Annotated in this window: 16 protein-coding genes; 11 read left to right on the forward strand and 5 right to left on the reverse strand. The window is 52.5% G+C overall.

Annotated elements, in window-relative coordinates; all coding sequences use genetic code 11:
- The first annotated feature begins 26 nt into the window (after positions 1–26).
- Positions 27–779: a copper homeostasis protein CutC gene (gene cutC / locus U868_RS0116085; RefSeq protein ID WP_025154182.1), complete on the forward strand. Its 753-nt coding sequence runs from the start codon at positions 27–29 to the stop codon at positions 777–779.
- Between the two features lie 55 nt (positions 780–834).
- Here cutC and cmoB read toward each other — a convergent pair whose 3' ends face one another.
- The 3 genes from cmoB to U868_RS0116100 form a co-directional block, all read right to left on the reverse strand.
- Entirely contained in the window at positions 835–1,809 is a 975-nt protein-coding gene (gene cmoB / locus U868_RS0116090; protein ID WP_025154183.1) for a tRNA 5-methoxyuridine(34)/uridine 5-oxyacetic acid(34) synthase CmoB, read from the reverse strand.
- The gene (gene cmoA, locus U868_RS0116095) at positions 1,802–2,566 is read right to left on the reverse strand and encodes a carboxy-S-adenosyl-L-methionine synthase CmoA (protein ID WP_025154184.1); all 765 of its coding nucleotides are present in this window, start codon (positions 2,564–2,566) and stop codon (positions 1,802–1,804) included. Before cmoA ends, cmoB begins: the two co-directional genes overlap by 8 nt.
- An 84-nt stretch (positions 2,567–2,650) precedes the next feature.
- Entirely contained in the window at positions 2,651–3,049 is a 399-nt protein-coding gene (locus tag U868_RS0116100; protein WP_025154185.1) for an MAPEG family protein, read from the reverse strand.
- A 257-nt stretch (positions 3,050–3,306) separates the two neighbouring features.
- Here U868_RS0116100 and aspS point away from each other — a divergent pair, with 257 nt between their 5' ends.
- From aspS to U868_RS0116135, 7 genes are all read left to right on the forward strand, one after another.
- On the forward strand, positions 3,307–5,076 hold the full coding sequence (aspS, locus tag U868_RS0116105) for an aspartate--tRNA ligase (protein WP_025154186.1): 1,770 nt from the start codon (positions 3,307–3,309) through the stop codon (positions 5,074–5,076).
- Positions 5,077–5,081: 5 nt separating this feature from the next.
- Positions 5,082–5,534: a dihydroneopterin triphosphate diphosphatase gene (gene nudB, locus U868_RS0116110; protein ID WP_025154187.1), complete on the forward strand. Its 453-nt coding sequence runs from the start codon at positions 5,082–5,084 to the stop codon at positions 5,532–5,534.
- Between the two features lie 51 nt (positions 5,535–5,585).
- Positions 5,586–6,329 carry a YebC/PmpR family DNA-binding transcriptional regulator gene (locus U868_RS0116115; RefSeq protein WP_025154188.1) on the forward strand — a complete coding sequence of 248 codons (744 nt, stop codon included), beginning with the start codon at positions 5,586–5,588 and terminating at the stop codon, positions 6,327–6,329.
- A gap of 89 nt (positions 6,330–6,418) precedes the next feature.
- A complete protein-coding gene (gene ruvC, locus U868_RS0116120; protein ID WP_025154189.1) occupies positions 6,419–6,943 on the forward strand; it encodes a crossover junction endodeoxyribonuclease RuvC in 525 nt (174 codons plus the stop codon).
- 99 nt (positions 6,944–7,042) lie between these two features.
- The gene (gene ruvA / locus U868_RS0116125; RefSeq protein ID WP_025154190.1) at positions 7,043–7,657 is read left to right on the forward strand and encodes a Holliday junction branch migration protein RuvA; all 615 of its coding nucleotides are present in this window, start codon (positions 7,043–7,045) and stop codon (positions 7,655–7,657) included.
- Positions 7,658–7,694: 37 nt separating this feature from the next.
- Positions 7,695–8,705: a Holliday junction branch migration DNA helicase RuvB gene (gene ruvB, locus U868_RS0116130; RefSeq protein WP_004237292.1), complete on the forward strand. Its 1,011-nt coding sequence runs from the start codon at positions 7,695–7,697 to the stop codon at positions 8,703–8,705.
- Positions 8,706–8,901: 196 nt separating this feature from the next.
- Positions 8,902–9,654: a glutamine amidotransferase-related protein gene (locus U868_RS0116135; RefSeq protein ID WP_025154191.1), complete on the forward strand. Its 753-nt coding sequence runs from the start codon at positions 8,902–8,904 to the stop codon at positions 9,652–9,654.
- Between the two features lie 63 nt (positions 9,655–9,717).
- On the opposite strand, the gene znuB is transcribed toward U868_RS0116135, so the two are convergent.
- Positions 9,718–10,503 carry a zinc ABC transporter permease subunit ZnuB gene (znuB, locus tag U868_RS0116140; protein WP_025154192.1) on the reverse strand — a complete coding sequence of 262 codons (786 nt, stop codon included), beginning with the start codon at positions 10,501–10,503 and terminating at the stop codon, positions 9,718–9,720.
- Positions 10,496–11,305 (reverse strand): zinc ABC transporter ATP-binding protein ZnuC, encoded by an 810-nt coding sequence (gene znuC, locus U868_RS0116145; RefSeq protein ID WP_025154193.1) that lies wholly within the window; start codon positions 11,303–11,305, stop codon positions 10,496–10,498. The genes znuB and znuC overlap by 8 nt, the downstream gene beginning before the upstream one ends.
- 76 nt (positions 11,306–11,381) lie before the next feature.
- Between znuC and znuA the strand changes: the two genes are divergently transcribed.
- From znuA to lpxM, 3 genes are all read left to right on the forward strand, one after another.
- On the forward strand, positions 11,382–12,296 hold the full coding sequence (gene znuA, locus U868_RS0116150) for a zinc ABC transporter substrate-binding protein ZnuA (RefSeq protein WP_025154194.1): 915 nt from the start codon (positions 11,382–11,384) through the stop codon (positions 12,294–12,296).
- A 22-nt stretch (positions 12,297–12,318) separates the two neighbouring features.
- Positions 12,319–13,689, forward strand: a complete 1,371-nt coding sequence (gene mepM, locus U868_RS0116155) for a murein DD-endopeptidase MepM (RefSeq protein ID WP_025154195.1) — start codon at positions 12,319–12,321, stop codon at positions 13,687–13,689.
- Positions 13,690–13,847: 158 nt separating this feature from the next.
- A complete protein-coding gene (lpxM, locus tag U868_RS0116160; protein WP_025154196.1) occupies positions 13,848–14,828 on the forward strand; it encodes a lauroyl-Kdo(2)-lipid IV(A) myristoyltransferase in 981 nt (326 codons plus the stop codon).
- The last annotated feature ends 399 nt before the right edge of the window (positions 14,829–15,227 follow it).

The raw sequence follows: 15,227 nt of genomic DNA on the forward strand, positions 1-15,227 counted from the left end.
GCGAAATTAAGTGATGAGGCTAATCAATGGCGAAACTGGAAATTTGTTGTTACAGCGTGGAATGTGCCCTCACTGCGGAAAAAGCCGGCGCTGACCGGATTGAACTGTGTGCCGCGCCGTCAGAGGGCGGGCTGACCCCGAGCTGGGGCATGCTGAAACAGACTATCGACCGGCTGCGGATCCCGGTTCACCCGATCCTCCGTCCGCGCAGCGGTGACTTTTGCTATACAGCCTCGGAATTTGCGGTCATGAAGAATGATATCGCCAAAATCCGTGACCTGGGGTTTCCCGGGGTGGTCACCGGTATTCTGGATGAAGACGGGCATGTTGATCTGCCCAGGATGAAGATGCTGTGCAAACTGTCAGGCGATATGGCGGTCACTTTCCACAGGGCCTTTGATATGTGCGCCAGCCCGGCGCTGGCATTACAGCAACTGACTGATCTGGGGGTGAGCCGTATTCTGACGTCCGGCCAGCAGCTGAGTGCGGAACTGGGGCTGCCGCTGCTTAAAGAGTTACAGGAAGCCAGCAGGGGGCCGGTGATTATGGCCGGTGCCGGTGTGCGGCTGGCAAATATTCAGAAATTCCTGGATATCGGCCTTCAGGAAGTACACAGCTCAGCCTCCAAAACCAAGCCGTCCACCATGCGTTACCGCAAAGTCGGGGTCGCGATGAGCAGTGACAGTGAAGCCGATGAGTTTTCCCATACCTGTGTGGACGGCGATACCGTCGAGGCTATGAAAGGAGTTCTGGATCTGCACAGTATGGTAGTGCACTGATATGATGGTCAGTACATCCGTATCAAAACCGATACGGATGTATCTGTATGCAGGGTTATGGCTTTTCGGCAATCAGAACCGCACGGCGCGGTGCCGGATAGCCTTCAACTGTCAGTGACGGATCATCAGGATTGAGGAAATCGGCGAGAGATTCATTAATCATCCACTCCGTACGGCGCTGCTCATCCGTGGTGGTGACAGACTCATCCGCAATCCGGATATTGGTGAATCCGCATTTTTCCAGCCAGACAGCCAGCATTTTTGCTGACGGAATAAAGTAAACGTTACTCATCTGCGCGTAGCGTTCGCCCGGGATCAGGCACTGATGTTCATCACCTTCGACAACAATACTTTCCAGTACCAGTTCGCCGCCGGACACCAGCTGATCTTTCAGCTGCCAGAGGTGGTCGAGCGGGGAGCGGCGGTGATAAAGCACTCCCATGGAGAACACGGTATCAAACGCCTGAAGTGCAGGCAGCTCCTGAATACCGAGCGGCAGCAGGTGCACGCGCTGGTCATTGCCGAGCAGCTTGCGCACGGCTTCAAACTGGCAGAGGAAAAGCTGGGTCGGATCGATACCGACCACCAGTTCCGCGCCTTCACCGGCCATGCGCCACATGTGATAACCGCTGCCGCAGCCGACATCCAGAATGGTGCGCCCGGCAAGCGGAGACAGATGCGGCAGAACGCGATCCCACTTCAGATCGGAGCGCCACTCGGTATCAATCTCCACGCCGTAGAGTGAGAACGGGCCTTTACGCCACGGCATCAGGTTGCGCAGAATGTTGTTAATACGGCGGGTTTCCCCGTCCGTCAGCGGCTGCGTACGCTGTGCGGTAACCCCGGTTTTCAGATCGAGAAAGTCCGGGGTCATGTCCGGCAGATTTTCAATGGTCTTCACCCAGCCCGGATAGTAGCCGTGCAGGGATTCTTTATTCCATTTTGCAATCTGCGCGGGCAGTGTTTCCAGCCAGTGGCTCAGACGCTCATTTTTTGCAATTAACTGATAAAAATTGCCGAAATCAATCATGGTTATTCTCTTTTACCGCCAGTAATGACCCGAAATTAAAGCACTGGAACCAGACTTCGCAATGTTCAAACCCGGCCGTTTTCAGACGTGATTTGTGGGTTTCCACACTGTCCGTCAGCATGACATCTTCCAGCATGGTGCGTTTCTGACTGATTTCCAGCTCACTGTAGCCGTTGGCGCGTTTGAAATCGTGGTGCATGCTGAACAGTAAATCGCCGATCTGCGCATCCTCAAAACTGAATTTTTCCGATAACACCAGCACACCGCCCGGCAGCAGACCCTGATAGATTTTTTTCAGCAGTGCGGCGCGGTCATCCGGTGCCAGGAATTGCAGGGTAAAATTAAGAACCACCATGGAGGCATTCTCAATCGTGATATGACGGATATCGCCTTCGGTGACCTCAACCGGCACCGGAGATTTATAACTTTCCACATGACGGCGGGCGTGTTCCACCATCGGCGCGGAATTATCCACAGCGATAATCCGGCAGCCGGGCTTATCCGCGATATTCGGGCGGATAGACAGGGTGGCGGCGGCGCGGGAACAGCCGAGGTCATAAACCTGACTGCCCGGCGTGACAAAACGACCGGCCAGCATGCCGATCATAGCAATAATATTGGAGTAGCCCGGAATTGAGCGTTTGATCATATCGGGAAACACATCCGCGACTTTCTCATCAAACGTCCAGTCACCAAGACGGGCAATCGGTGCCGCGAACAGAGTATCCTGCGGCGGATTCGGAATTTGTTTGGACATAACACAGATCTGCAATACAAAAAGATGCGCGCATTCTAACAGAGGTGGCCCGGCGCAGAAAGTGTTATGTCCCGGCGTGAGCAGTTACATGTACGGTGAAAAAATCTGCTGCCACGGCAGATACCATATATTCGCCAGCACCATCAGGATCATGGCAGTGAAGGTGGCCGCCATTCCGGTACGCCGCCAGCGGTTCTCCCGGTGTTTTAATCCGTAAGAGTGAAACAGCCGCCCGGCAATCAGAATAACCCCGCAGACATGCAGCATCCACACCTGGGCGCCGTTCTGCTCCATCACCAGTAACAGCAGGAGTGCAACGGGGATATACTCAACCGCATTGCCCTGCACACGAATCGCCGTTTGTAACTCATAAAAACCGCCGTCACCATAAGCAACGCGGTAAAGTGTCCGCAGTTTAATCACATCGAGTGATAGTTTAATGATTAACAGCGCACCCAGTACAATATAAAGGGAACTAACCATTTTTTACTCCATGGCCAATTGAAACAGCAAAACAATGATAAACCTCAAAGCAGCAGGTAACACAATCTTTAATATTAATGCATACTGAATTATTTGAAAATTATCAATTAGTGGCTAAATTCTCTGCGGCAGATGTGCGGTTTGCTCTTATCTCATCAGGAATTTTCCACTATAATGATCGCCTTTTTGACATTTCTTCATAAAGAACCATGCCAAAATTTTGCAGAAACGCACAATAGCGGACAAAAGGATATCGTATGCGTACTAATTATTGTGGGCAGCTTAACAGTGCTCACATCGATCAAAAAGTAACCCTTAGTGGTTGGGTAAACCGTCGTCGTGATCTCGGGGGTTTGATTTTTATCGATATGCGTGACCGTGAAGGCATCGTTCAGGTTTTCTTCGATCCCGACCAAAAAGAAGCATTTGCCAAAGCCTCTGAATTACGGAATGAATTCTGTATTCAGATTACCGGAACTGTCCGCGCGCGACCTGAAAATCAAATTAATAAAGAGATGGCGACCGGCAGTGTGGAAGTGCATGCAGATGGCCTGACCATTTTTAACCGCTCTGAGCCGTTACCGCTCGACAGCAACCACGAAAACACCGAAGAGATGCGTCTGAAATACCGCTATCTCGACCTGCGCCGCAGCGAAATGGCGAACCGTCTGAAAACCCGTGCGCGCATCACCGGGTTTGTCCGCCGCTTTATGGATACCGAAGGGTTCCTCGATATCGAAACCCCGATGCTGACCAAAGCCACACCGGAAGGTGCCCGTGACTACCTGGTGCCGAGTCGTGTCCACAAAGGCAAATTCTACGCACTGCCGCAGTCTCCGCAGCTGTTCAAACAGCTTCTGATGATGTCCGGTTTTGACCGTTACTATCAGATTGTCAAATGTTTCCGTGATGAAGATTTACGTGCTGACCGTCAGCCGGAATTCACCCAGATCGATGTGGAAACCTCCTTCATGACCGCCGATCAGGTCCGTGCGACCATGGAACGCATGATCCGCTCACTGTGGAATGAAATCATCAATGTTGAACTGGGCGATTTCCCGGTGATGACATTTGCGGAAGCGATGCGCCGCTTCGGTTCTGATAAGCCGGATTTACGTAACCCGCTGGAACTGACGGATATCGCCGATCTGGTGAAAAATTCTGAGTTCTCTGTGTTTGCTGATGCGGCAAATGATCCGAAAGGCCGTGTTGTGGCACTGTGTGTTACCGGCGGCGCGGAAATGACCCGCAAACAGATTGATGAATACGGCAAATTTGTCGGTATCTACGGCGCGAAAGGCTTGGCGTGGATGAAAGTGAACGATCGTTCTGCGGGTATTGAGGGTGTTCAGTCTCCGGTCGCCAAATTCCTGACCGCAGAAACCGTTGAAGCGATTCTGGAACGTACCGATGCGCAGACCGGCGACATCATTTTCTTCGGCGCGGGCGCGAAAGGCACCGTAACCGATGCAATGGGCGCGCTGCGTCTGAAAACCGGCCGTGACCTGAATCTGACTGACCTGAACAGCTGGCGTCCGCTGTGGGTGATCGACTTCCCGATGTTTGAGGATGACGGCGAAGGCGGCCTGACCGCGATGCACCATCCGTTCACCTCACCGCGCGATATGTCACCGGAAGCGCTGAAAAACGCGCCGGAAGAGGCGATCGCCAATGCCTACGATATGGTTATCAACGGCTACGAAGTGGGCGGCGGCTCTGTCCGTATCCACCGTAACGAAATGCAGCAGACCGTATTCGGCATCCTCGGGATCACCCCGGAAGAACAGCGCCGCAAATTCGGCTTCCTGCTCGATGCGTTACAATACGGCACACCACCGCATGCGGGTCTGGCCTTTGGTCTCGACCGTCTGGTGATGCTGCTGACCGGTACAGAAAACATCCGTGATGTTATCGCGTTCCCGAAAACCACGGCTGCCGCCTGTCTGATGACAGACGCACCGAGCTTTGCGAATGATGATGCCCTGAAAGAGCTGGCGATCACAGTAACTCAGAAAGAGAGTGACTGAATCTGATGGCTTTTAAACGCCCTGAATCTGTGCTGGTGGTTATCTGTGAGCAGGAAACGGGGCGTGTTCTGATGTTACAGCGCCGTGACGATCCTGCTTTCTGGCAGTCCGTCACCGGCAGTCTGGAACCGGGAGAGACTCCCCGTGATGCCGCATTGCGGGAAGTAAAAGAAGAAACCGGTATTGATATCCTTGCGGAAGGACTGCGGCTGACGGATTGTCAGCGCACCGTCCGCTATACCATTTTTCCGCATTTCCGTCACCGGTATGCACCGGACGTGACGCACAATACGGAACACTGGTTTGTGTTATGCTTACCCGCGCCGAAGGCGGTTCCCTTAACGGAGCATCTGGCGTATGAATGGTTGCCGGCAGCGGATGCCGCCGTGAAAACTATCTCACCCAGTAACGGGGAAGCAATTGAAGAATTCGTTCGTCAGTGTGTTCTTCCGCAGTGACAGCGGATTTAAATGAATGAACGTCGTAAGACTTAATCTGGAGATTAGAGAATGGCAGGTCATAGTAAATGGGCCAACACCAAACACCGCAAGGCCGCGCAAGATGCGAAGCGCGGTAAAATTTTCACGAAAATCATTCGTGAATTAGTCACGGCGTCGCGCATTGGTGGTCCTGATCCTGCATCTAACCCACGTCTGCGTGCGGCAGTGGATAAAGCGTTATCAAACAACATGACCCGCGATACCCTGAACCGTGCGATTGCACGCGGGGCGGGTAATGATGAAAACGATAACATGGAATCCATCGTATACGAAGGCTACGGCCCGGGCGGTACTGCTGTGATGGTGGAGTGCCTGACGGATAACCGTAAACGTACGGTTTCGGATGTGCGCCATGCGTTCACCAAAACCGGCGGCAACCTGGGAACTGATGGTTCAGTCGCTTATCTGTTTACCCGCAAAGGTATCATTTCCTATGCACCGGGTCTGGATGAAGATGCGGTGATGGATGCGGCGCTGGAAGCCGGTGCTGATGATGTTGAAACCTTTGACGACGGCGCTATCGACGTTTACACCGCCTGGGAAATTCTGGGTGATGTCAAAGACGCGATGGATGCAGCCGGTTTCAACGCTGAATCTGCCGAAGTATCGATGATCCCGTCCACCAAAGCGGATCTGGATGCGGAAACCGCACCAAAACTGATGCGCCTTATCGATATGCTGGAAGACTCTGACGATGTGCAGGAAGTCTACCACAACGGCGATATCTCAGACGAAGTTGCAGCACTGCTGTAATTTCCGTCACTCACTCCGCAGAGGATGCGCTGCTGTGCGCATCCCTCTGTTTTCGTGCTTTTTTCCTGTTGTGACAATACGGTCCTCCTATGGCAATTATTCTCGGTATTGACCCCGGCTCGCGGGTGACCGGATATGGTGTTATCCGCCAGCAGGGACGGCGTCTGCTGTATATCGGCAGCGGCTGTATCCGCACACAGGTGGATGATCTCCCGTCCCGTCTGGGCAAAATTTACGCCGGTGTCAGTGAAATCATCACCCAGTATCAGCCGGATTATTTTGCTATCGAACAGGTTTTTATGGCCAAAAATGCTGATTCTGCCCTGAAGCTGGGACAGGCCCGTGGTGTGGCGATTCTGGCGGCGGTGAATAATAATCTGCCGGTATTTGAATATGCGGCGCGCCAGGTGAAACAAACGGTCACCGGCACCGGGGCGGCGGAAAAAGCCCAGGTTCAGCATATGGTGCGCTCAATACTGAAACTGTCAGCTGCACCGCAGGCGGATGCGGCAGATGCACTGGCGATTGCGATCACCCACTGTCATTTTAACCAGAATCTGGTGCAGATGGGCCAGCCGCGTCTGGTGATGGCACGCGGACGGCTGAAAGAGTAACCGGTGTCGCAGATACCCGTGATTTTCTGATGGCTGGATATACGTCCAGCTTTTTTTATGCTATAAACAGGCTCTGCCGCATTCATAAAGGAGACGCGCGTGATCGGTCGCTTAAGAGGTATTGTGCTGGAAAAACAGCCGCCTGTCGTATTACTGGAAACCAACGGTGTGGGCTATGAAGTCCATATGCCGATGACCTGTTTCTATGAACTGCCGGATGCCGGTCAGGAAGCTATTCTGTTCACGCAGTTTATTGTGCGGGAAGATGCACAGTTACTGTACGGTTTTAATGATAAGCAGGAACGCGCGCTGTTCCGTGAATTAATCAAAGTGAACGGCGTCGGGCCGAAACTGGCACTGGCGATCCTCTCCGGTATGTCTGCACAGCAGTTTGTGGCGGCGGTTGAGCAGGGTGCTGTTGCGCAGTTAATTAAACTGCCGGGTGTCGGCAAGAAAACCGCCGAACGTCTGGTGGTGGAAATGAAAGACCGTTTCAAAGGGCTCAACGGTGACCTGTTCCGTGATACGGAAATGTCGCTTCCGGCCAGTCAGCAGGCGGGCAACAGCCGGGCAGATGCGGAATCCGAAGCCATTGAGGCACTGATTTCCCTCGGCTATAAACCGCAGGAAGCCAGCCGCATGATAGCGAAAGTCTCCACAGCCGGTTCAGACAGCGAAACACTGATCCGCGAAGCACTGCGCGCCGCGCTGTAATAATAAAAACGATGATGACACAACGGGGTGACAGGTCATGATTGAAGCTGACAGACTGATTACGGCGGAAACGCTGCCGGATGATGAGGTGGTGGATCGCGCTATCCGGCCGAAATTACTGGCGGAATATGTGGGTCAGCCGCAGGTCTGTTCGCAGATGGAAATCTTTATCGAGGCTGCCCGTCAGCGCGGGGATGCCCTCGATCATCTGCTGATTTTCGGCCCGCCGGGACTCGGAAAAACCACACTGGCGAATATTGTCGCCAATGAAATGGGTGTCAATCTGCGCACCACCTCCGGCCCGGTGCTGGAAAAAGCCGGTGATCTGGCGGCGATGCTGACCAATCTCGAACCCCACGATGTGCTGTTTATCGATGAAATCCACCGCCTGTCCCCGGTGGTGGAAGAAATTCTCTATCCGGCGATGGAAGATTACCAGCTGGATATCATGATCGGGGAAGGGCCGGCTGCCCGCTCCATTAAAATCGACCTGCCGCCGTTTACCCTGATCGGTGCCACCACCCGCGCCGGTTCCCTGACATCACCACTGCGTGACCGTTTCGGGATCGTGCAGCGGCTGGAATTTTATAATACGGACGATTTGCAGCATATTGTCAGCCGCAGTGCCCGTTATATGGGGCTGGATATTTCGGATGACGGTGCCCGCCAGATTGCCATGCGTTCACGCGGCACACCACGTATCACCAACCGCCTGCTGCGCCGTGTGCGGGATTTTGCCCAGGTGAAAGGTGACGGCGGTATTGACGGGCTGATTGCCGGTCAGGCTCTGGATATGCTGAATGTGGATTCCGCCGGGTTTGATTACCTGGATCGCAAGTTACTGGTCACCATTATTGATAAATTTATGGGCGGCCCGGTCGGGCTGGATAACCTGGCGGCGGCTATCGGCGAAGAGCGGGAAACCATTGAGGATGTCATCGAGCCTTTCTTAATCCAGCAGGGTTTTATTCAGCGGACCCCGCGCGGGCGCCTTGCCACCGCACATGCCTATCGCCACTTTGGTATTGATCACAGCGGAAACGATTAAAAACCCGGTCCTCAGACCTGAGGGTAAACATAATATGTTTACCCTTTTGCGCATGTGATAATTAAATGGATTTTTGGGAAATAATCCGGGAGGATTTCCCTGTAATTGGTTGTTTTTCGATATTTAAAAATTGGTATGCATTGCCTGAACCCTGTAATGTAAAAGAGGATTTCGTTAAAGGGAAAAGGAACTGACTATGCGTGTTCATTTTATCATTCATGACTATTTTGAAGCACCGGGCGCTTACGAGTATTGGGCAAGGAAGAACAATTACGATGTCACGTTCACCCGTCTGTATGAAGGTGACAAGTTACCTGACAGCATCAGCGGAATTGATTTTCTGATTGTCATGGGCGGGCCGCAAAACCCGGAAACCACCACTGCACAGTGCGCTTATTTTGATTCCGAAAAAGAGCAGGCGTTTATCGCCAACGCCATCAATTCAAATAAAGTTGTCATCGGGGTCTGCCTTGGCGCACAGCTTATCGGTGAAGCATTAGGCGCGCCGTATACACAATCACCGGAGAAAGAGTTCGGTAAATTCACCATCCACATGACCAACGCCGGAAAACGCAGCCAGCTGTTTTCTCATTTCGGCGATTCGCTGGGTGTGGGCCACTGGCATTACGATATGCCGGGATTAACCGAAGGTGCGCAGATTATCGCTTTCAGTGCCGGTTGCCCGCGTCAGATTATTGAATACACCAAACGCGTTTACGGCTTCCAGTGTCATATGGAACTGACCCGTGATGTGGTGGAGTATCTGATCCTCAACGGCGAAAATGATCTTAAATCGGCCTCCGGATTCCGTTTTGTTGATACACCAAGTGCGATCCGCAGACACAGTTACAGTGAGATGAATGAAAAACTGATCACATTTCTCGACAAACTGGTGCTGAGTGTGAATCCGGTGAAACCGAAAGTGCGGACAAAATCAGAAACAGCGTAATAATGCAGTTTAGCAGAAAGTAAAAAGCCCTGAAAAAAACAGGGCTTTTTGCTGTATATACAATTAATTATGTGGTTTCACCAGCAGGCTGAGAATAAAGCAGCAGGCGGCACAAAGCACCACGGACGGTCCCGCAGGGGTGTCATAAAAAGCGGAGAAGGCTAACCCGCCGGTGATGGAAATCATTCCGGTGATAACCGCACCCGCAGCCATCTGCTCCGGTGTCCGTGCAAAACGGCGGGCAGCGGCGGCAGGAATAATCAGCAGTGACGTGATAATCAGCGCACCGACAAACTTCATGGCGAGGCCGATGGTCAGTGCGGTGACCAGCATCAGCATCATCCGCAGTCTGCCGGGATTGATACCATCAACAAACGCCAGCTCCGGGCTGATAGTCAGAGAGAGCAGATTGCGCCACTGCCACATCAGCAAACCGGTCACGATAGTCACACCCACAGCAATCGGCAGCAAATCTTCATAGGTCACTGACAGCAGATCACCGAACAGGTAAGCCATCAGATCCACCCGCACATTCGACATCAGACTGACCACCACCAGACCGAGAGACAACGCACTGTGCGCCATAATCCCCAGCAGGGTATCCACCGCCAGTTGCGGACGGCGCTCCAGCCAGACCAGCAGCATCGCCAGAATCAGTGTTACGGCAATCACGGCATAAAACGGACTGACATTCAGCAGCAGACCAAAAGCGACCCCGAGCAGCGACGCATGCGCCAGCGTATCACCAAAATAGGACATCCGCCGCCAGACCACAAAAGAACCGAGCGGTCCGGCAGCGATCGCCAGTAACATCCCGGCGAGCCAGCCCGGTAGCAGTAATTCAATCATGGCGGCACTCCGGGGCGGATTTTACAGAGCCATCTGCCGGGGCGTGATTCCCGCAGCAGGGCGCAGAAGGGGATAACACTGCACTGTCGTTTTCATGGCTGTGGTTGTGATGATGACGGTACACGCCGATCTGTGTGGCGGCACGGGTTCCGAACATGGCGGTAAACTCCGGATGGGCTGCCACCACATCCGGCTCACCGGAACAGCAGATATGCCGGTTGATACACAGCACGGTATCGGTTTTTGCCATCACCAGATGCAGATCGTGAGAAACCATCAGCACCGCGCAGTTCAGTTCATCGCGCAGCCGGGTAATCAGGTCATACAGTGCGACCTGGCCGTTGACATCCACACCCTGAGTCGGCTCATCAAGCACCAGCAACTGCGGCCGGGCGAGCAGGGCACGGGCCAGTAACACACGCTGCATCTCGCCGCCGGACAGCCGTTGCATTGGTTTTCCGGTCAGGTGGGCGGCATTGACGCGCTCAAGTGCCGCGAGGCATTCGCCTTTGCTGACGCCGCGCTTCAGGCGAAGAAAACGGGCAACCGTCAGCGGCATTGTCGGGTCAAGATAGAGTTTCTGCGGGACATAGCCGACAGTCAGCCCGGGCGTGCGGGTGACGGTGCCGGACGTTGGCCCGGTAAGGCCGAGAACCACACGGACAATGGTGGATTTTCCTGCACCGTTCGGCCCGAGAAGGGTGATAATTTTTCCGGGGGATAATGTAAATGAAATGTCCTCCAGTACCGTATTGGCACCAAAAGCGACTGAAACATCATTTACCGCGATAAGTGTTGACATGGCAAATTATTATCTTGCAGAATGAATGAAACGTTATAATATAACATTTCAACATTCATGTCACGGAGTTTCCATTATGCAGCACCAGTCACGGCACGGAATAAAAACAGCGTTTATTGCCACATTTTTGAGTCTGACCGCACAAACCGCCAGCGCAGATGTGTTAACATCGGTACGTCCTGTCGGGTTAATCGCCGCTGCGGTTGCAGATGGCGTCACGGACACACAGATTTTACTGCCGGATGGTGCTTCACCGCATGATTATGCACTCAAACCGTCTGATCTGAAAAAAATCCGTTCAGCGGATTTGGTTGTCTGGGTCGGGCCGGAGCTGGAAACCTTCCTGCAAAAGCCGCTTTCAGCTGTTCCGGAACAAAAACAGATCGTTATCAGCGAACTTGAGTCTGTTAAACCTTTTCTGCTGAAAAACGATGAAGATGATGATCACGATGAAGACGGTCATCATCATCACGGTGAGTACAATATGCACCTGTGGATGTCGCCGGATATTGCCCGGCAGACCGCTCAGGCAGTGTATAATAAACTTTTGGTGAGTTATCCGGATAAAAAATCTGTGCTGGACGTAAACCTGCGTAAATTCAATGGACAACTTACTGAAACTGAGAAGAATATTGCTCAGCAGCTGGCACCGGTGAAAACACGCGGTTATTTTGTTTTTCATGACGCCTATGGTTATTTTGAAAAACGCTTTGACCTTTCGCCTTCCGGGCATTTTACGGTCAACCCTGAAATTCAGCCGGGTGCGCAGACACTCAACAACATCAAATTAAAGCTGGCTGAGCAAAACGCCTTGTGTGTGTTTTCTGAGCCGCAGTTCAGGCCGGCAGTCATTAAAGCGGTGGCCAAAGGGACGAACGCGAAGATGGGCGTCCTTGACCCGCTGGGCAGCGGAATTGCAGTGGATCGGGACGGTTATACCAACTTCCTGTCACGGTTATCAGCACAGTACGCATCCTGCCTGGAGCAATAAATAAGGAACAGAACGCGTGCAATTGCAGCAACTGGCAAAATCCGCCGTTCTGGTATACAACCAGTTACCCAAAGCGCATCGCATGATGCTGGGAATGTTAACTGCCGCAACACTGGGTGTCGCTGTCTGGCACCCGTTTGCTGTATATCATGAGCGGAATGCTGATAACGAACAATATACTGAAACTGATTTTGCACCGCCTGCGGACACTTTTGCCATACAGGCGGGAACCGGCACGGACGCGGATACCGACGATATTATCACTGACAGCAGCGATCAGCTGCCGGATGAAGGTCTCGCCAAAGAATCTGATGATCTTGATGACGCCTCCCCGACTGATACCGTTATCCCGACCTCACGTGAATACACTGTTGCCAGCGGTGACAGCCTGTCTGCTATCCTGACACAGTACGGGATAGACTCCTCTGATGTGGCCTTATTATCTAACCAGTTCAAAGAATTGCGTAATCTGCAAATCGGACAGACCCTTTCCTGGGAACTGAATGACGATGGCGAACTGAAATCTCTGAGCTGGGCGGTTAACCGCCGTGAAACCCGCACCTATGCCCGCAGCGGCAACGGATTCAAAGAAACCAAAGAGATGCGCGAAGGGGAATGGCAGACAAAACGCCTGACCGGCAAAGTCAGCGGCAGCCTGAATGCCAGTGCATCAAAAGCGGGACTGACCCGCAGCGAAGTACGTGATATTTCCAAGGCGTTACAGTGGCAGGTGGATGTCCGCAAGGTGAAAAACGGCGATCGCTTCACTGTACTGACCTCCCGTGAAATGCTGGACGGCAAACAGGAACAGAGCCAGATGCTGGCGGTGCGTCTGCATACTAACGGGCGTGACTATTATGCATTCCGCGCTGAAGACGGCCGTTTTTATGATGCCAAAGGCGACGGGCTGGAGCGCGGTTTCCTGCGTTTCCCGACCACCAGACAATTCCGTGTTTCCTCACACTTTAACCCGCGCCGTGTAAACCCGGTCACCGGGCGTGTTGCCCCGCATAAAGGGGTCGATTTCGCTATGCCGGTCGGCACACCGGTTCTGGCAGTCGGTGACGGGGAAGTGGTTGTGGCTAAATTCAGTGGTGCGGCGGGCAATTTCGTGGCTATCCGTCACGGTCGTCAGTTCACCACCCGTTATATGCACATGCGCAAACTGCTGGTTAAACCGGGCCAGAAAGTCAAACGCGGTGATAAAGTCGGGTTATCCGGTAATACCGGGCGCTCTACCGGGCCGCATCTGCACTTTGAAGTCTGGAACGGGCAACAGGCGGTGAACCCGCTGACAGCAAAACTGCCGAGTTCCGGCGGGCTGACCGGCAAAGATCGTACCGGTTACCTGGCGCTGGTCAAACAATATCGTCCTCAGCTGACACTTGATTAATCCTCTCATTTCGCCGGACGGGTATGAAAAAGCCCGTCCGGTGCATTTTCAGAATGCGGAATTTTAATGTACTTCTGAGTTCAGATAATCAATAATAATAGATCACGGTATTTATAATATCATGATAAATAAGCTTAATTTAATACGGGTATCCCTCTGTGTATAAAGAAAACGATACAGACAGCAAAGCGGGCTATATCCCGACATTTCACCGCTACTACCTGCACCCGAAATACTGGGGTATGTGGGTCGCGGCAGGCGCACTGGCGGGTCTGAGCTACCTGCCGGTTAAATTACGGGATCCGATGCTGGCCGGTATCGGCCGGATTGCCGGACGTTTTGCCAAAGGCGGACGCCGCCGGGCACTGATCAATCTGTATTACTGTTTCCCGGATATGCCGAAAGCGGAGCGGGAAAGGATCACGGATGAGATGTTTGCCAGCGCACCGCATGCCTTTGTGATGCTGGCGGAATTGTGTCTGCGCAATCCGCAGCGGGTGATTTCCCGCACGCAGGTTCACGGACAGGACATTATTGACACATTACAGGCAGAAGGGCGCAATATCATCTTTATGGTGCCGCACGGCTGGGCGATTGATTTACCGGCTATGCTGTTTGCCGCACAGGGCAACAAAGTGGCGGGTATGTTCCATCATCAGAAAAACCCGGTGGCGGATTACCTGTGGAATAAAGCACGTGTTCACTTCGGCGGCCGTCTGCATTCCCGCGAAGCCGGTATCAAACCGTTTATTGCCAGTGTGCGTAATGGTTACAGCGGCTACTATCTGCCGGATCAGGATCACGGTGAAGAGCACAGTGAATTTGTTCCGTTCTTCAGCACCTATAAGGCCACACTGCCTGCTATCGGGCGGCTGATGAAAGTCTGCAAAGCGGCAATTGTCCCGCTGTTTCCGGTGTACGATCATAAAAATCACCAGTTCCATATCCACGTCCGCCTGCCGATGGATGATATTGACGGCAAAGATGACCCGTATATCGCCCGCCGCATGAACGAAGAAGTGGAAGCGCTGGTACGCCCGAATATCGAACAATACACCTGGATTCTGAAACTGCTGAAAACCCGCAAAGACGGCGAAGAAGAGCCGTATAAAATCTATAAACACAAAGAATTGCCCTGAGACGGGGCAATTCTTTGTTCCTAATCACATTGGTGATTTTTAATATAATTCCGGATAGTTTATTTGCATTTCCTCATCGTTTTCAGTGTGTTAATTGTCAGCCTGTAACCCAGAGTAATACAATATTGCTCCACCCGCCGGTTTCCTGACAAACAGGCCGGACTCAATGGCAAAGTATGCCCGGTATTTACCTATTCGAATATATGTTACGCACCTCACTACATTTGAAAAATTCGGGTGATATATAACGATAATGTTTACAATCAGTTATATTTCAATGCATTGCATATGGCATAGTCATTATTCCCTAACAGTATTAACTACATGGTTTCATATAGTGGATATCAACTCGCCTTTTTTTCGGAATAACTATGGTAATATCGAAGAATTGATAGGGAC

This window comes from Morganella morganii H1r, from assembly GCF_000633515.1.
In the GTDB taxonomy this organism is placed as follows: domain Bacteria; phylum Pseudomonadota; class Gammaproteobacteria; order Enterobacterales; family Enterobacteriaceae; genus Morganella; species Morganella morganii_B.